The following is a 16,401-nucleotide window of genomic DNA, read 5'->3' on the forward strand; positions in this document are numbered from 1 at the left end:
GAGGCTGGGACAAAAGTCTAACCTTAAATATAAAAAGCGAACAAAACGAGTTATCTGACATTCAGAATTCGGTCTTGTTCGCTTTTTTGTCTAATCTATCGATTTTAAAAATTTAGAATAAAGAATTCCTAAAATCAAAATCTTTTTATCCCAGGCTCATTTTTGTATGGAGCCGGAATTATTCATATGAGATATGGATACTCACTGAAATCTATGGTAGATAGAACTGTTGCTCTATCCCCCTATCTTTACCCAAATAGTGAAAATAAAAAACAGCTTATACTCTTCAAAAATCTCTTCAAACTACGTCAGCGTCGTCTTGACGCGCCCAAGTACAGCCTGCAGCTCACTCCTTAGTTTGTTGATGATTTTCATTGAGTATAAGATTGATAGCTGGATTTGTAGAAACGAGGTAATAGGTGACATGTGCTTGCGGGTCACTGATGGGAATCACTATGCGGTCGTCTCTAATCGGATGCATCTTTTTGCTGTAATCGGTGGTAAAGCGTGGGAGGTTGGAATGCTGAACCAATTCTTCGAATTCAAAGCGGTTGGTTTGAACCAGAAACTTGGAAGCTGGCATCTGTTCATGCACCAAGTCGTTCCAAAAACCAATCTGATTCATGAGGAGGAAATTGTAGCCATTGAGGTCATGAAAGGTCACCTGGTCATAATCAGCTAGGGCATGATCTTTTGTGACGGCGATAAAAAGATTTTCTTTCAGGTAGGGCAAGCAGTGAGTTCCCTCTTTCTTATAGGGATAGGGGAGAATGGCCAAATCAACAGTTTTATTTTCCAGGCTAGCCAAGACCTCTCCTTCCTTTCCAATCTGTTGGTGGAGGTGCTTGTGGGGAAAAGAAGCACTCAGCTGAGGAAGCAATTCCCAGAGTGGGGCTGGAGCGACAGAAGCGACACGGATGGTCTTGAGGCTCTGGTCAAATTGGTGCACTTCCTTAATGCCCTGCTGGCTGGTTTGCAAGATTCGACGAGCGACGCTGACTGCAACTTCCCCTGTTTCATTTAGTGCAATGCGGTTGGCAGTACGGTCAAAAAGAGTCACGCCAAAATCTTCTTCTACATGTTGCATGGCACGAGAAAGGGAGGGGGTTGAAATGTGAAATTTCTCTGCAACTTTGGATAGGGTACCTAATTCTTTAAAGGCAACCAGTTGCTCCAGTTCTTCTAAGTTTAGCATGTCGTCCTCCTTTTAGTTTTCATTTTTTGAAAACTAGTTTCCTGTATTACTAGTGTACAATATGAGAGTCTCGTTGTAAACTAGAAACATCAAGAGATCAAAGGAGATGTCAAATATGTTTTACAAAACCTTAAATAATCAGGTCAAACTGCCCCAACTTGGTTTTGGTGTTTACCAAACCCCAGTGGATGAAACCAAGCAGGCTGTTCTTGAAGCCATCGAAGTCGGCTATCACTCCTTTGATACGGCCCAAGCCTATGGCAATGAAGCAGGTGTCGGTCAGGCCATTCAGGCCTCTGGTTTGCCACGCGAAGAGTTTTTCATTACAACGAAAATCTGGATCACCAACGCAGGCTATGACAAAGCCAAGGTCTCCATCGAAGAGTCCTTACGCAAATTGCAAACCGACTATATCGACCTCTTGCTCATCCATCAACCTTTTGGCGATTACTATGCCAGCTACAGAGCCATGGAAGAAGCCTACAAGGCTGGGAAAGTAAGAGCTATCGGGGTTTCTAACTTTTCCCCAAACCGTTTCATTGATCTGCAGCACTTTGTAGACATCAAGCCTGCCGTCAATCAAATCGAAACCCATGTCTTTCAACAACAAAAGGTAGCCAAAAGCTATTTGGATAAGTACCATTGCCAGATCGAGTCTTGGGGTCCCTTTGCCGAAGGGCGCAATGACTTCTTTAACACCCCTGTCTTGAAAGTGATTGGTGACAAATACGGCAAGTCAGTCGCCCAAGTCGCCCTGCGTTTCTTGTTGCAAAGGGATGTGGTCGTTATTCCAAAGTCAGTCCGCAAAGAACGCATGCAGGAAAACTTTGATGTCTTTGATTTTGCATTAACCGAGGAGGATATGCAGGCAATTGCGGCTCTGGATCAGGAAAAATCGCTTTTCTTTGACCACCAAGACCCTGAGACGGCGGAGTTCTTTATGAGTCTAGCCGATAAGTAAACAGTTAAAAGGAGATCCATGAAAAACAAACCCTTTCTCATCATTTCTGGCCTACTCATGGCCTTTACCTCACTGTCGACGGATGTTTATTTGCCCGCTATGCCCACTATGGAAAAAGAACTGGGTGGGCAAGTGGAGTTGACGGTGACCAGTTTTTTGGTAGGCTTTGCCCTAGCCCAGTTGGTCTGGGGCCCCATCAGTGACCGAATCGGGCGAAAAATCCCTCTGTATCTAGGACTTGTGATCTTTATTCTTGGGTCTTTGGGTTGTGCGCTGTCGACGGATATGACCCAGGTCATCATCTGGCGGGTCTTTCAAGCTTTTGGAGCCTGCGTGGGGCCAATGTTGAGTCGGGCCATGAGTCGCGACCTGTTTGACAGTCGAGAAGCTGCCCAGGTGCTATCAACCCTCATGATTATCGCAGCAGTGGCCCCTATCTTAGGTCCCTTTATCGGTGGCTTTATCGTTAGTTTTACCAGCTGGCATATGATTTTTTACTTTATGGCGCTGGCTGGGGTCCTCATGCTCTATGGGGTTTACCGCTTGCCTGAGGCCTTGCCAAAAGAAAAAAGAGGACACATGAGTCTGCTAAGGTCATTTAGCAACTACGGGCAACTCTTGACCAATCGCTCTTTTATGCTCTACACGCTCTGTGTAACCTTTTACTATGTGGGCGCCTATGCCTTTATCACAGGTTCTTCCACGGTTTACATCACCTATTTCCATGTGCCTGAACAGGATTACGGCTTTTTGTTCGGGGTCAATGTCTTAGGAATTGTCGGGCTCAATCTCTTTAACAGACATTTGGTGGAGCGTTTTTCACTGAGGTTCTTGTTGCGTTGCGCTAGCGTCATCGCTCTCTTAGCTAGTCTGGCCTTGTGGGGCCTCAATCTGGGCAATGGTTCGAGTATCTGGACCTTGGCCATCCCTGTCTTTTTCGTCTTTAGCATGAATGGGATCATCGCTGCCTGTAGCAATGCGGCGGCTCTGGCCTTTGTCTCTGATGAGATGACAGGCTCCGCTTCGGCCTTACTCGGTTCCCTCCAATACGGGAGTGGAATTCTCTCGTCATCGCTTTTGGCAAGTTTTGCAGCGACGAACGGCCACCCTGGCGCTATGGTGACCATCATCTTGGTCTCTGTTGCTCTCGCCTTCTTGACGACCTTGGTAGCCAAAAATGTTCCACAGACCCCAAAAAGTGTCTGACTTGGTCAAGCTAAGTCGATTTGAATGCAAGTAATGAAAGGAAAAAAGATATGACACGTATAAAACAAACGGCAGGACGAGACTTCTTGGGAGATTTTGCTCCGAACTTTGCTCATTTCAATGATGATGTTCTCTTTGGTGAAAATTGGAATGATACGACGATTCCTTTAAAAACACGGGCTATCATCACAGTTGTCGCCCTGATGGCTCAGGGGATAACGGATAGTGCCTTGGTGCACCATTTGGAAAATGCAAAAAAAGAGGGGGTTAGCCAAAAGGAAATGGCAGCGATTATTACCCATACGGCTTTTTATGCAGGGTGGCCTAAAGCCTGGGCAGTTTTCAATCTGGCCAAAAAGATTTGGCCTGTTGAAGAAGCAGAAAGCAAAGCTAGCGAAAAAGAGGCTTATCAAGCGACACTTTTCTTTCCCATCGGTGAGAAAAATACGGCTTATGCGGATTACTTTAGCGGCCAGTCTTACTTGGAGCCAATTGCAGAGGAGGCTTTCCCTGTTTTTAATGTGACCTTTGAGCCTGGGTGTCGCAATCATTGGCATACGCATAAGGCTAAAGCAGGTGGAGGGCAATTGCTCATCTGTGTCGGTGGTGAGGGTTATTATCAAGAATGGGGCAAGCCAGCCCTTAAACTGATCCCTGGGGATACCGTTACTGTTCCAGCTAATACCAAACATTGGCATGGGGCCAGTAAGGACCAGTGGTTTTCTCATCTAGCCTTTGAAATCCCTGGTGAAGTGACCGCAACGACTTGGCAGGAGCCGGTGTCCGAGGAAGATTACCTGAAAGTACAGGAGTAGGAAGCGAGACAAATTGTACGGCAATTAGTGTCAGCTTTGTTTCCTACAAACTCCGTAAAAAAATGTCCCCCATCATCTGATATCTGATGATGAGGGACTCTTTGTTTTGCTAGAGAGCATTTCTAACTGCTACTACTTCTTCAACTGGGTTGTGAGTTCGAGTTGATTTCCTTCTGGGTCTAAAACGACTGCTTCGTAATAGCCGTCCCCTGTAGTACGTGGGCCGGATTGGATGGGGTAACCATCGGATTCAAAACGCTGGGCAAAGGCATCCACATCGGCCTCGTTACCGACAGCGATAGCCAAGTGGGTGAATCCAAAGGTGTCTTTGTCCCCTGCAACAATATCCGGGCGGTGGCAGAGTTCCAAGCGGGCACCATCCGCAAAACTGAGAAAATAAGAAGAAAAACCAGTTCTTGGGTTGTGGTATTTTTCGCCGGCTGTCGCCTTGAAGTAGGTTTGGTAGAAGGTTTTCATTTTTTCCAGGTCTTTGACCCAGACGCCGACGTGTTCGATTGCAATTGACATAATAAATTCCTTTCTGGTGTGACGGTTTGTCACTCTTTTTTATTGATTGAGGTAGTGGGCAATGACGCTTAAAACGCCGTTTTCATCATTAGTAGGGGCGATGTACTTGGCGACTTGTTTGGTGGCTTCGGGGGCGTTGTCCATGGCGTAGGAGTAACCAGCAAGTGCCAACATCTCATGGTCATTACCGCCATCCCCGAAGGCCAAAAGGTTGTCGCTAGATAGCTGCCACCTGTCCAAGAGTTTCTGTAGGGCCGTCCCCTTGTTTTTGCCTTTTCCGATGATGTCAATGTTGCCGTGACCGCTGGTGGTCGCATCAATCATGTCCCCCAAGAGTGCCTTGAGGTCATCAATAATCTGATAGGTGACCTCTTCTGGGGTGTTGAAGGAAAACTTCAAAAATTGGTCATCAGGCAGGACAGCAAAAGTGTCTACCAGTTGGAGTTTGGTGTGGTATTTTTTGAAAAAGGCAATGGCCTCGGGTGCAGATTTAGCATGCATATAAGCCGTTTTTTCACCGCTTAAAACTAATTCGTGGTCCAAGTGGCGTTCCGCCAAATAGTCTAAAACGCTTCTAACCACTTCCTTAGGCAAGGTATAGCTCTTGAGAAAGTGGCCGTTTTCTACGAAGTAGGCACCATTTTCTCCCACGATGGTGATGTCAGATTTGTAATCTTCGAAAAAACTCTCGATTTGGTAATATTGGTTGCCACTGATGGCGACAAAACGAATGCCCTTTGCCTGCATTTTGTCAAACAATTGGGCAAATTGGGCTCTGTCGTAGTCCATCTGGTTGTTGAGGAAGGTGCCATCCATGTCGGTGGCAATAACTTTGATGTCCATCAGTTGTCTCCTTTAGAAGTTGAAAATTTTCGTGTAAGGCTTGGCGGCTAAGGGGATCATCTATCCCAAGTTGTTTTTTTATCGTCATCTGTGATGGTCCGGATAACCTTGCAGGGATTACCGACGGCGACACTGTAGTCTGGGATGTCCTTGACGACCACGCTACCACCACCGATAACCACATTGTTTCCTATGGTGACGCCTGGCATGACCTGTACCCCAGCCCCAATCCAAACATTGTCTCCCACGGTGATAGGGTAGGCGTATTCTAAGCCCTGATTTCGCCTGTCGGCATCAATCGGGTGGCCTGCGGTATGAAAGCCACAGTTGGGGGCGATAAAGACATTGTCACCAAAGGTCACCTTGCCTCCGTCTAAAATGACGGTATTGTGATTGGCAAAGAAATTCTCCCCAATCTCGATATTGTAGCCATAGTCACACCAAAAGGGAGCGACTATGCAAAAGTTTTCCTTGGTTTTGCCCAGTAATCGCTGGATGAGTTTGTGTTGCCCTGCCTCATCTGAGGGGCGCAAATGGTTGTAGTCGTAGCAGAGGTCTTTGGCCCTTGTTCGCTCTTCTAGGATTTCTTTGTCATAATTGGCATCATAAAGTTGCTGAGCCAGCATTTTTTCTTTTTCAGTCATGATTCTTCTCCTTTTGCGCTTCTTTGAGGCCTTGTCGTGTAATCCCATACTTTAGCCAGTCTAGGGGAATGTCTGCGCTAGGATAGCCTGCAATCAAGATGCATTGGGCATGCACCCCATAATCCCCTGTTTGCACGACAGCTTTACAGCGATCCCGCATCTCATAGTAATCTGGGATATAAGGCATGGTCTGGATGTTTTCTTGTCCTAGCTTTGCCACTAAAAACTGATAATCTGGTTGGTTGAGTGTCAACATCTCCTCGGTCACCAGGACGCCTTCGAAATCCCCCACCTCGATGAGAACATCCACGATGGCTTGCATGGAAGGGCAGCCCGTAACGGCCTCTAGGTCGATGTATTGGACAGAAGGGTCTAGGGGATGCAGGGCCTTGACTGAGGTACCACTGCCTGCATCAGCGATAAAAATCATCTCACCATGGCGAAGTCCAGCCACTAGGGCTGCTAAGTCTTTATTTAAAATGCGTTTTCTCATAGCGGTTCTCCTTGATGTTAACAGAGGTTAGCTGATGTCTGTTTTTGACTATTCAAGAGATGCAGGCGACCCAATTCCTGTCCGCCTTGCAAGACCAGAGAGTCTAGTTGGGTCAAGCGTTCCAGTCTGGGGTGAAAAGCTTGTGGAATGCCTGTGTCTGCCATCTGGATATCTTTTTCAAGTGAGGGGCAGTAGTAGGCAATGGCATCTGGTGCCAAGACAACTGTAAGGGCTGTGATTTGCAGAAGAAGTTCTTCTTTTGTCGCTTTTACTTTTTTGTTGAGGTAGCCAACCTCCCCAGCGAAGCCCTGTTTGCCTCGGTGCAAGTGCCCGTCGATAAGTAGGCCAGCCCCAGCAAAGTCGCTATCTGGCTGGTAGAGAAGGGCTAGGTTGTCATCGTCTGGATGCTCTTTTTGGTAGGCAAGCACCGCACAGTTCACATCATTTTCAATCAAAATCGGAAGGTCTGTCAAGGCTGATAGGGTTGTCAGCAGTTGGCTTTTCTCTAAATGCGTAAAATCCGAAGATAGGATTTCCCCATGAGTGCCAATAATACCAGGAAAACTGAGTACCAAGATTTGAATCAAGGGGTCGCTTTCCAGCAAAATCCTTACAGCCTCACAGATTTCTGCTAGACTACCTGTTTTACTGCTGACAAACGCTTCAAACACGGTTTCCCCATCAAGATTAAAGGCATGCATTGCTATCTGATACTGGTCAAAAGGATGACTGAGGAGGACCGTTCCGATATGGGCAAAGTCCACATTTAACTGATAGAGTTTGGACTTTCTACCACCCGTTGAGCTGGCATTGCCGACAAAGCGAATCTCGCCACTAGCTTTTAAGGCTTGTAAAATATTGGTCGTCCCAGCCAGGGAAATTCCCGTCTGCTGGGCTAAGTCAGTCTTGGTCCAGTTGCCACCTTGATAAAAGCAAGCTCTTACCCGCTGAATGTTGTCTTCTTTTAAATCTCTAATTTTTGCCATTTTTAACTTTCGTCATAACTTGATGAAACTAGTATAGCATTTTTTCGTTCTTGGGACAAGTTTTTTTGAAAAATAAATGATTATTTGAGATCTTGGACGGTAGTTGCAGGAGTTCTGATAGCCATTTGATCCCTGACGTGTTACAATAAAAGAAAAAAGAAAGGAATCCTCATGATACCCATTCGCTCCAAGCGTGTTTCCAACTATGAACTCTTTTTTGACTTGGCCTTTGTATTGACCATTAGTCAGCTAACCAGTGCCATTCATGTGCCTCAGGTTCAGTTGGAACATATTTTTTACTTTTTGACCACCATTATCGTTATGCTCAATGTCTGGAATCAAGAAGCCTTTTACTACAATAAATACGGCGATTCGAGGCAGATTGACATCTACACGGTCATCGTCCTCATGCTCTTTGTGGGGAATCTGGCTTTATCCATCACCTTTGATCCGACAAGTCTCAAGCCTTTTTGGGAAAACCCGCTCAATTTTAATAGCCTGCTGATCTTGAGTTATGGGACCATTGCCCTGCAGTATATTCTAAAAGGGAGAAAGCTAGGCTTTAACAAGGACATGTATTTATCCATTGTCTTACTGGCTGTGTATGCGCTAGCAGTTCTCCCTAGGGCTTTAGATCTTCTGCCATTCTCCATTTCTGCCCTGCCTATTTACTATCTACCGCTAGTAGTGCCCTTATTTTTGAGCTCGAAAAAGCGCCCCATTTGTATGAATTTCCCTCATTATTTGGAACGTTGCCAGCTCTTGACCATTATCACCTTTGGGGAGAGTGTCATTGCCGTGCTCAAAACCTATCCCCTGTCCCAAAACTTTTGGGAAGGCTTGACCCTCTTTATGGGCTTGGGCTTCATGTTTGTCTTTTATATCATTCAGACCTTTGTCAATATCAATCACCACCAACGAGTATCCGTTAAAGCTCTCTCTTACGCCCATTATGTCATTGTGGCGAGCCTCCTTTTCTTTACGGTTGGTTTGGAATTCTTAAAAGACAGCCACCATCATGATCTAGGTCTGCATTTCTTTGTGCTATCCATTCTGGCCTTCTTCGTTGGGACACTGTCTACTTCCCACTATAATATCGAACTCTACCGTCTGGACCGTCGTGTAGTTGCCCAATATGGGCTGTTATTAGTGCTAGCGACCGGTCTCTTTTATCTATTTGGGCAACAGATAGCCATTCTTGGTCTGATTCTGGCAGGACTTTCTCGGGCCTTGACTCGGACAGGGATGTATTACCGCCGTCGCGTGCGGGAGCAAAACAAGGTGCCTCATCCTGACGTTACTGCAAATGAGCGTGATTTTTCATAAAGTTTTCATTTTCTGAAGGTAAATACTTGACTTGGAGCCAACTCTAAGGGTTATAATAGAAGAGTCAAGTGATGAAAACCGTCGTCCGATACTGGAAAGGAGCTAGATATGAACATTAAATCTGCTAGTCAAACACTAGGGTTGTCTGCTGATACCATTCGCTACTACGAACGTATCGGGCTGGTGCCACCCATCACGCGGTCGGCTGCGGGCATCCGTGACTTTCAGGCGTCCGACATGGAGGCCCTGGAATTCGTCAAGTGCTTTCGGTCAGCAGGTGTCTCAGTGGAGAGTTTGATAGCCTACATGGCCCTCTATCAAGAGGGAGATGCCACAAAATCTGCTCGCCTAGACATCTTGCTGGATGAACGAGACAAGCTCGCCCAGCGCATCAGCGAGTTAGAAACCGCCCTTCATCGATTGGACCGCAAAATTACATACTATCAAAAGGAGACAGCTAAATGAAATCAGCTATTTACACCCAAGCAGGCCAAGTCGGTCTGACAGAGATTGACCGCCCTCAACTGCAGGCAGCAGATGATGCCATCATCCGGATTGTCCGCACCTGTGTCTGTGGCTCTGACCTATGGAGCTACCGCAATCCTGACATCGAAGAAGGTCATGGCAACAGTGGACACGAAGCTATTGGGATTGTCGAAGAAGTCGGCCCTGCCATTACAACGGTCAAACCGGGAGACTTTGTCATTGCACCTTTCACCCATGGCTGTGGGGAGTGTGATGCCTGTCGAGCTGGCTATGATGGGACTTGTGACCGTCATATTGGCAACAACTGGTCAGGTGGTGTCCAGGCTGAGTATATCCGTTTCCACTATGCCAACTGGGCACTTGTGAAAATTCCAGGTCAACCTTCAGATTATAGCGAAGGCATGCTCAAGTCACTTTTGACACTGGCTGATGTTATGCCGACCGGTTACCATGCAGCGCGTGTTGCTAATGTGCAAAAAGGGGACAAGGTTGTCGTTATCGGGGATGGGGCTGTTGGGCAATGTGCTGTCATTGCGGCCAAGATGCGAGGGGCTTCTCAGATTGTCTTGATGAGCCGTCACAAAGACCGCCAAGAGATGGCTTTGGCATCTGGTGCGACAGCAGTAGTCGCCGAACGTGGCGAAGAAGGCATTGCCAAAGTCCGTGAAATCGTGGGTGGCAACGGTGCAGACGTCGCTCTGGAATGTGTCGGTACCGAAGCGGCCATCGACCAAGCTCTGGGTGTACTCCACAATGGAGGCCGAGTCGGCTTTGTCGGTGTGCCTCATTATGATAAAACACCGCTAGGTTCAACCTTCTCCCAAAATACCATCGTCGGTGGAGGACCAGCTTCTGTTACCACTTATGTCAAAGAGGAGCTCCTCAAAGCTGTCCTTGATGGTGCCATCAACCCAGGACGCGTCTTTACCAATACCTACAAGCTCTCAGACGTCAACCAAGCCTACAAAGACATGGACGACCGCAAGTCCATCAAGTCTATGTTGGTGGTGGACTAATCACATTTTAAAAAGCAAGGAAATCCGCAGATTGCTGGATTTCCTTGCTTTTTTTCTGTCAAATGGTGGTTGCTCCCAATTTTTACAAGTCACTCTCATTAATCAGTGACACTATTTTTTGTTCCTTGATTTTGATACAAAAAAATGATAGAAAGCCACCTACTTCCAAAGCAACATTATGGAAGTAGGTGGCTTTTAGTGTATTCCTTTTACAAATTTAACGGACTCTTGCTATATAATTCCTGTAAAATCGTAACCAGCTGGGCGATTGGGGTGCGTGTTTCGTCTTTTCTAGTGACAAGAACCATATCAAAGTACTCAGGACAATCAAAGGGGATCCAAGCGAAGGTTTGACTATGATCGTTGAGATAACCAGGTGATAGACAGATAGCCTTGTTACTAGCGACTTGAATGAGGGTGTAGTCGTGGCTAGGACTGTTGTAGTGGGCAATGGGCACGTGACTCAGAACCCTTTGTTGAACCTGTCTCAGTGTCTTAGAGGAGCCACCGTTTACTAGAAGAGTCCGTCCAGTTAGATTTTCCTCTGTAACAAGATCTAGCTTAGCTAGAGAATCACTTTGTTGGCAGAGGAGGTAAATCTGACTATCGTATAGAGGCCATTGCTGGATGTTACTGACTTTATCAGCCTCTGTTTTGGGGAGGATAATTACATCTAACTCTCTTTTGAGGAGCTGAGCAATGCTATCTGTGATGGAAAGGAGCTCGGGGGTAACCTGAATGTGAGGTAAATTTTCTTCAAAGATTTGTATAGCCTGTGGCAGATAAATGAGGGCTGTTCTATGGAAGAGTTCGATATTGATATTATCCTGGTAACGATCGCCAAGGTTTTGTGCTTGTTCAATGGCATCTTGTAACTCTTTGCGAATCCTATTCAGAGAGAGTATAAACTGACTTCCAGCAGGTGTGAGGCGAATGGATTTTCCAACCCTTTCAAAAACTGAAAAACCCATTTCTTCTTCAATAATCTTGATTTGATAGGAAAGTGCTGGTTGGGAGATGAATAGATTTTCAGAGGCACGGCTCAGATTAAGTGTTTTAGCTGTCTCAATCAGATAATCCATTTGTTTGGTATTCACAAGGACTCCTTATAAAATTATTTTATAAATTATAGAGAATATGTATTGGATATTTTTATTACATAACTTTATAATAAAATCATCAAGTCAAGGAGGTGGCAATATAAATCGAAAGAGTCTAATTACAACCAGCCTAATCGTCTTGCTTGCTCTCGGAGCTTGCAACAACAATAAGCACACGCAGGAAGGAAGTCAAGTACCCATGAACAGTCAATCTCAAACTAGCTTATCAATCAATCAGAACGATGAAGAAACCTTGAAAAATCTTTACCGTGAGATGAACCAGGCTATGGTGGATCGTGATATTGATACCCTGTCTCGCATCATCACGTCTGACTCTAGCCTGGTCCACATGACCGGTTATGTCCAGCCCATTCAAGAATGGTTTGACGATGTGGCCAGCGAAGAGATGAAATACTACTCTTGGCAGGAAGAGAACATCAAGGATGTAGTTATCAATGGCGACACCGCCAGCCTGACCGGGCAAAGCCGTGTCCGGGCCCGCATCTGGGGGGCTGGTCCCTCTACCTGGCCCCTGCAGATGAAGGTTGACTTCGTCAAAGAAAACGGACAATGGCGGATCAGCAACCAAGTCGCATCCACTTATCGTTAATATAAAATAGAAAAGGAAACAAACTCATGAACAAACAAGAAGAACTGCAAGCACGCTTAGAACTCAAGGCGCTGGTCGACAACTATGCCACCGAATCCGACAAGGACAACCAAGACTACTATGTCAATGTCTTTGCCCCTGATACCCATGTCACCGTCTACATGAACAAGGAAGTGGCCATGGAATTTCACAATGTGGCAGACCTGATTGCGGCTTACAAATCCTTTGGGGCAGCCAAGGAAGCCTTTCATATGAATGGCCAGCAGACTGTCGAGTTTCAGGATGACACTCACGCTTCCGGCATTGTCTATGGCATGGCCCATCTGGTCAACGAAGCAGGTGGCAAGGATGTCCTGACCACACATTACATCCGCTATTACGATAGCTATGAAAAGATTGATGGTCGCTGGTTGATTACAGAGCGTGACCAACACTTTATCTTTTCAAAAAATGAAAGTCTATAATCATTAAGGAGAAGTCGCATGACAAAAATTGCAATTATTGGAGCAACAGGCTCACTAGGAAGAGTTGTAGTCAACACACTTTTAAATAATTCTGAGATGGCACTCACGCTTATGTCTCGCTCGGTTGACCGTCTGCCAGACCATGAAATGGTCACTAAAGTTACCGGCAGTGTGACGAATGGTGATGTGTTAGATGCCGTTCTTCAGGGACAAGATTTGGTTTTTGTTGCTTTATCTGGAGATTTAACAAGTATGGTTCAGAGCATCATTGAGAGCATGAATCGAGTGGGAACCAAGCGCATCATCTTCATCTCATCTTATGGGATTTATGGAGAGTTGCCAGGTCAAAATAGTCGGGTTGATAGCAGTCTACGTCCCTATCGCCAAGCAGCAGATTTGTTAGAAACCTCTGGCTTAGGCTATACCATCTTGCGTCCGGGCTGGTTTGATAACAGCAATGATATTAGCTATGAACTGATTGACAAGGGGCAAGTCATTTATGGTAACACTATTTCACGGAAGGCTATTGCCAATTATGTCGCACATATAGCTGAAAATCCTGACTTAGATGTGAAGGAAAATTATGGAATTGTTAGAGAATAAAACAAAAGGAAGGTGACTTTATCATGTTTAAAAAAGTTATTGTTTTAGTTGGTTCAGGTGCGATTGGAATGGCTATTGCACGTCGAGTGGCCATTGGTAAAGAATTAGTCTTAGCCGACCTGAGACTAGAAACTGCCCAACGTGAAGCAGAAATTTTATCCTTGGTCGGATACTCCACTCACGCTGTAGCTTGTGATGTTTCTGATCCTCAGTCTGTTCAAACGTTAGTCGAGTTTGCTAGTGATTTGGGAGAGGTGGTTGGCCTAATCAATACCGCAGGCATGTCTGCTTCTCAGGCTAGTGTAGAGCAGATTTTCAAAGTGGATCTTTATGGAAATGCTCTATTGTTTGAAGTATTTGCTCCTATTATGGCTGAAGGTGGTTCGGTCATCGTGATTGGATCCCAAAGTTCACATCGCTTGGAGGACTTGGGAAATGAACTGATTCGCTCCTTGGCTACACTACCATCTGATAAACTCCTTAATCTTCCTATTATCCAGGAAACATCAGATGGTTTAAGGGCTTACCAGATCGCTAAGCGTGGCAATGCCCTGAGGTGTGCAGCTGATTCAGCTAAATGGGCTGATAAACACCTACGATTTAATTGTATTTCAGCCGGTATTGTGTATACACCACTAGCAAATGATGAACTTAATGGTATCCATAAAGATTTTTATCGTAAGATGTTGGCAAATTCACCGGCAGGCCGTGGTGGTACACCAGATGACATCGCCAATCTTGCGGAGTTCCTCATGAGTGATAAAGCAAGCTATGTAGCTGGTGCTGACTTTTTGATAGATGGTGGAGCAACAGCCAACTATTTTTGGGGGAATCAAAAGTAATACGCATTTAAAATAAAAAAGAGCATAATTTTTTATAAACAGATATGTTATAGGTGGAGTTGAAATTTATAGCATTGTTTCCCTAAAATACTGACCAAAGAAGAGGTTGATCTGATGGTGCAGTCAGCTCAAATGGCTTCATCTACCAGCTTTCTGCAGGCTTACTCTATTATCAGTGTTGATAACCCTATCTTATTGGATAGACTGGTCAAGAAAACACATCTGCAACCTTTTATCCAAAATGCCGGACATTTCTTTGTTTTCTGTGGCGGTTTTAGGCAGCATGCTGACTTTGCTCAGGTGAAAGGTGTTGATATTCAGAATACTCTTGAGGGCATCGATGCCGTCATTGTGGGCTCAGTTGATGCTAGTTTGGCTGCGCAAAATATGACTCTGGCTGCTGAGTCACTTGGCATGGGCGTATGCTACATCGGTGGTGTTCGCGATGGGATTGAAGCTGGTTGGCTACTTTTTGGGGGGAGCTTGTCTAACGCGTACTAGCTAACTTAATGCCGATAATCCTCTCTTTGAGCAAGAAGACCAAAAACCAAGTCGATAGCGAGAGCTGAACCTTGAAGAAGGTGACACTGAAAATAAGGGGTCCAACAGCACCAAAAGAATTTTTTATCAGAGAAATCAAAACCTCTCGTACACCATAGACGAGAGGTTTTGTGATTTGTTTTTGGAAAAGAACCGTACCAATAGTCAGCAAAGAGAGTTTCAATTCTCAATTTCATAGACTTGGGCCTCGATTTCATCTAAAGAGGTTTTTTCTGTGGCGGTTTGGTCCTGTCGTTCCGGCCAAATAAGGTAGAACCGTTTGTCACCCTCCGTCTGAAAAGGGACAAAGGTCAGTTTGGGATTGTCGATAATTTCGTTGATATAGACAGCAAACCCCATTCCAGCTTGCACCAAGCGACTGGCCGTGTGGAGAAGGTTGTAGGTCGCAACGATAGTATAGTCAAATTGCTCTAATGCGATAAAGAGTTATTCCAAAGCTATTACCCTTGCTTGTTTTCTAGATGGTGCCCGTTTTGGTAAGAAATCAGCTGGTCTTTAGTCACCAGAAGGGCGGTGAGCTTTTCTTGCTGGATGAGTTGGGCAGCTTGCTCTTTTCCTGCGGAAAAAAGGGCTGTGGCCCAGCTGTCAGCCCAAGCCAGACTATCTGAGAGGACGGTGACTTGGAGCAGGTCCTTTTCACCCCTCACCTCTAGGTGGTGGCCCCGCTTGGCCAGTCCAGAAGTGGCAAGGGCGCCCTCCTTCAGGGGATAAATGGCTAAAAGTTCCTGCAGCTTATCCGGATTTTCGATGCCAATTTGCCAAGTAAAGTCTTCATTTTCTCTGACTTTTACCTGCATGTCTCCGCCACCGTTAAAGGCTACGGCTATGATCTCTGGATGACTGAGCAAAGGTTGCAGCCATTCCTTAAAAAGTTTTTCAACCAGCCAGCCTTTGACAAAGCCAGTTGGATTGTAACTTCCCTGAAAATAGGGGTCAAAATAGCCCTGACTGCGTTTTTTGAGGGCAATGACCTGGGCATAGACTTCCTGAAATTCACTATCGAAAATAGGAGTCTGGTCCCCCGCTTGAAAACGGGAAACCAAGGAGGTCTTACGGAAGGCTGAAAATTTCTCTTCTAAGCGCTCTAGTTCAGTCTGAACATGGGGGATGAGCCCTGCGATCTTATTCTCAGCAAAAGCCCTATCCTTTGCCATCAGGCTAATGGTAAAGGGCAAGGTCATGGCCTGCAGGGTTTGAGTGACCAGTTCTAGCTTAGGCATTGGCTTGATTGATAGCATCTTGCAGGGAGCCTGTAAAGCCGTTGAAGGCTTCAGTTGCACCTGAAACTAGCTGGACAGTAGACGATTGATTGGCCAAGGCTTCTTGCGTGTAAACTGGCAGCGCATCTGCATTGATTTGCTGCGAGCGAGCATTCTCGTTTGGAAATTCCAATACATCAATAGCGGTGATTTGATTAGCAGAAACTGTGATTTGCACTTGGTAGTCCCCTCGGTTAGTCGACGTGACAGCCCCAGTAAAGGTGCCGTCTGTCAGACTAGCATTGCTGGTTGCGCTGGTGCTCGTTGTAGTGCCTGAAGCAGAACTTGAAGCGGAAATACTAGCAGTCGTCGCCTTGTCGCTTTTCCCGAGGTTATTGGTCAAAAGGAGAACAGCATTGGCAGCGACGGCTGTAAAGGCCGCCCAACCAAGGATAAGGTTTTGGGTATTTTTTTTCATAAACTTGCGGTTAAGGGGAGCAGGCCCTTTCATCTTGTCCTTTCG

At 45.8% G+C, this 16,401-nt stretch carries 21 protein-coding genes; 11 read left to right on the plus strand and 10 right to left on the minus strand.

Going from position 1 to position 16,401, the window contains the following annotated elements; translation table 11 throughout:
* Positions 1–346 precede the first annotated feature (346 nt).
* Positions 347–1,195, minus strand: coding sequence for a LysR family transcriptional regulator (locus SCRDD08_RS01565; RefSeq protein ID WP_061422123.1), 849 nt, complete (start codon positions 1,193–1,195; stop codon positions 347–349).
* 115 nt (positions 1,196–1,310) lie between these two features.
* On the opposite strand from SCRDD08_RS01565, the gene SCRDD08_RS01570 reads away from it, so the two are divergent.
* Genes SCRDD08_RS01570 through SCRDD08_RS01580 form a run of 3 tightly spaced genes read left to right on the plus strand, consistent with a single transcriptional unit; the run spans position 1,311 to position 4,177 of the window.
* A complete protein-coding gene (locus SCRDD08_RS01570; protein WP_061422124.1) occupies positions 1,311–2,156 on the plus strand; it encodes an aldo/keto reductase in 846 nt (281 codons plus the stop codon).
* Between the two features lie 18 nt (positions 2,157–2,174).
* Positions 2,175–3,362, plus strand: a complete 1,188-nt coding sequence (locus SCRDD08_RS01575) for a multidrug effflux MFS transporter (RefSeq protein WP_061422125.1) — start codon at positions 2,175–2,177, stop codon at positions 3,360–3,362.
* 50 nt (positions 3,363–3,412) lie between these two features.
* Positions 3,413–4,177 carry a carboxymuconolactone decarboxylase family protein gene (locus tag SCRDD08_RS01580; RefSeq protein ID WP_061422126.1) on the plus strand — a complete coding sequence of 255 codons (765 nt, stop codon included), beginning with the start codon at positions 3,413–3,415 and terminating at the stop codon, positions 4,175–4,177.
* A gap of 132 nt (positions 4,178–4,309) precedes the next feature.
* Here SCRDD08_RS01580 and SCRDD08_RS01585 read toward each other — a convergent pair whose 3' ends face one another.
* From SCRDD08_RS01585 to SCRDD08_RS01605, 5 genes are read right to left on the minus strand one after another with little or no spacing between them, the layout of a single operon-like run.
* The gene (locus tag SCRDD08_RS01585) at positions 4,310–4,705 is read right to left on the minus strand and encodes a VOC family protein (protein ID WP_061422127.1); all 396 of its coding nucleotides are present in this window, start codon (positions 4,703–4,705) and stop codon (positions 4,310–4,312) included.
* Positions 4,706–4,744: 39 nt separating this feature from the next.
* Positions 4,745–5,548 (minus strand): Cof-type HAD-IIB family hydrolase, encoded by an 804-nt coding sequence (locus SCRDD08_RS01590; protein ID WP_061422128.1) that lies wholly within the window; start codon positions 5,546–5,548, stop codon positions 4,745–4,747.
* A gap of 56 nt (positions 5,549–5,604) precedes the next feature.
* Entirely contained in the window at positions 5,605–6,192 is a 588-nt protein-coding gene (locus SCRDD08_RS01595) for a sugar O-acetyltransferase (RefSeq protein ID WP_061422129.1), read from the minus strand.
* Positions 6,185–6,685 (minus strand): RbsD/FucU domain-containing protein, encoded by a 501-nt coding sequence (locus SCRDD08_RS01600; protein ID WP_061422130.1) that lies wholly within the window; start codon positions 6,683–6,685, stop codon positions 6,185–6,187. Before SCRDD08_RS01600 ends, SCRDD08_RS01595 begins: the two co-directional genes overlap by 8 nt.
* Before the next feature lie 17 nt (positions 6,686–6,702).
* Entirely contained in the window at positions 6,703–7,671 is a 969-nt protein-coding gene (locus SCRDD08_RS01605; RefSeq protein WP_061422131.1) for an ROK family protein, read from the minus strand.
* Between the two features lie 171 nt (positions 7,672–7,842).
* Here SCRDD08_RS01605 and SCRDD08_RS01610 point away from each other — a divergent pair, with 171 nt between their 5' ends.
* From SCRDD08_RS01610 to SCRDD08_RS01620, 3 genes are all read left to right on the plus strand, one after another.
* Positions 7,843–8,997, plus strand: coding sequence for a low temperature requirement protein A (locus tag SCRDD08_RS01610; protein WP_061422132.1), 1,155 nt, complete (start codon positions 7,843–7,845; stop codon positions 8,995–8,997).
* 108 nt (positions 8,998–9,105) lie between these two features.
* Positions 9,106–9,462 carry a stress response transcriptional regulator NmlR gene (nmlR, locus tag SCRDD08_RS01615; RefSeq protein WP_061422133.1) on the plus strand — a complete coding sequence of 119 codons (357 nt, stop codon included), beginning with the start codon at positions 9,106–9,108 and terminating at the stop codon, positions 9,460–9,462.
* On the plus strand, positions 9,459–10,499 hold the full coding sequence (locus SCRDD08_RS01620; protein ID WP_061422134.1) for a zinc-binding dehydrogenase: 1,041 nt from the start codon (positions 9,459–9,461) through the stop codon (positions 10,497–10,499). The genes nmlR and SCRDD08_RS01620 overlap by 4 nt, the downstream gene beginning before the upstream one ends.
* 209 nt (positions 10,500–10,708) lie before the next feature.
* On the opposite strand, the gene SCRDD08_RS01625 is transcribed toward SCRDD08_RS01620, so the two are convergent.
* Positions 10,709–11,596: a LysR family transcriptional regulator gene (locus SCRDD08_RS01625; protein ID WP_061422135.1), complete on the minus strand. Its 888-nt coding sequence runs from the start codon at positions 11,594–11,596 to the stop codon at positions 10,709–10,711.
* A gap of 202 nt (positions 11,597–11,798) precedes the next feature.
* On the opposite strand from SCRDD08_RS01625, the gene SCRDD08_RS01630 reads away from it, so the two are divergent.
* From SCRDD08_RS01630 to SCRDD08_RS01650, 5 genes are all read left to right on the plus strand, one after another.
* Positions 11,799–12,209, plus strand: a complete 411-nt coding sequence (locus tag SCRDD08_RS01630; RefSeq protein WP_061422136.1) for a nuclear transport factor 2 family protein — start codon at positions 11,799–11,801, stop codon at positions 12,207–12,209.
* 26 nt (positions 12,210–12,235) lie between these two features.
* Entirely contained in the window at positions 12,236–12,673 is a 438-nt protein-coding gene (locus SCRDD08_RS01635; RefSeq protein ID WP_061422137.1) for a nuclear transport factor 2 family protein, read from the plus strand.
* Positions 12,674–12,691: 18 nt separating this feature from the next.
* Complete coding sequence (locus SCRDD08_RS01640; protein ID WP_061422138.1) at positions 12,692–13,276, plus strand: NAD(P)H-binding protein; 585 nt, start codon at positions 12,692–12,694, stop codon at positions 13,274–13,276.
* Between the two features lie 23 nt (positions 13,277–13,299).
* On the plus strand, positions 13,300–14,118 hold the full coding sequence (locus tag SCRDD08_RS01645) for an SDR family oxidoreductase (RefSeq protein ID WP_061422139.1): 819 nt from the start codon (positions 13,300–13,302) through the stop codon (positions 14,116–14,118).
* A 90-nt stretch (positions 14,119–14,208) separates the two neighbouring features.
* Complete coding sequence (locus tag SCRDD08_RS01650) at positions 14,209–14,619, plus strand: nitroreductase family protein (RefSeq protein ID WP_269139713.1); 411 nt, start codon at positions 14,209–14,211, stop codon at positions 14,617–14,619.
* A gap of 219 nt (positions 14,620–14,838) precedes the next feature.
* Here SCRDD08_RS01650 and SCRDD08_RS01660 read toward each other — a convergent pair whose 3' ends face one another.
* The 3 genes from SCRDD08_RS01660 to SCRDD08_RS01670 form a co-directional block, all read right to left on the minus strand.
* Positions 14,839–15,018 carry a hypothetical protein gene (locus SCRDD08_RS01660; protein WP_061422142.1) on the minus strand — a complete coding sequence of 60 codons (180 nt, stop codon included), beginning with the start codon at positions 15,016–15,018 and terminating at the stop codon, positions 14,839–14,841.
* Between the two features lie 101 nt (positions 15,019–15,119).
* Positions 15,120–15,899, minus strand: a complete 780-nt coding sequence (locus SCRDD08_RS01665) for an FAD:protein FMN transferase (protein ID WP_061422143.1) — start codon at positions 15,897–15,899, stop codon at positions 15,120–15,122.
* Entirely contained in the window at positions 15,892–16,356 is a 465-nt protein-coding gene (locus SCRDD08_RS01670; protein ID WP_061423243.1) for an FMN-binding protein, read from the minus strand. Before SCRDD08_RS01670 ends, SCRDD08_RS01665 begins: the two co-directional genes overlap by 8 nt.
* Positions 16,357–16,401 lie beyond the last annotated feature (45 nt).

Source organism: Streptococcus cristatus, assembly GCF_001578775.1.
Lineage (GTDB): Bacteria > Bacillota > Bacilli > Lactobacillales > Streptococcaceae > Streptococcus > Streptococcus cristatus_A.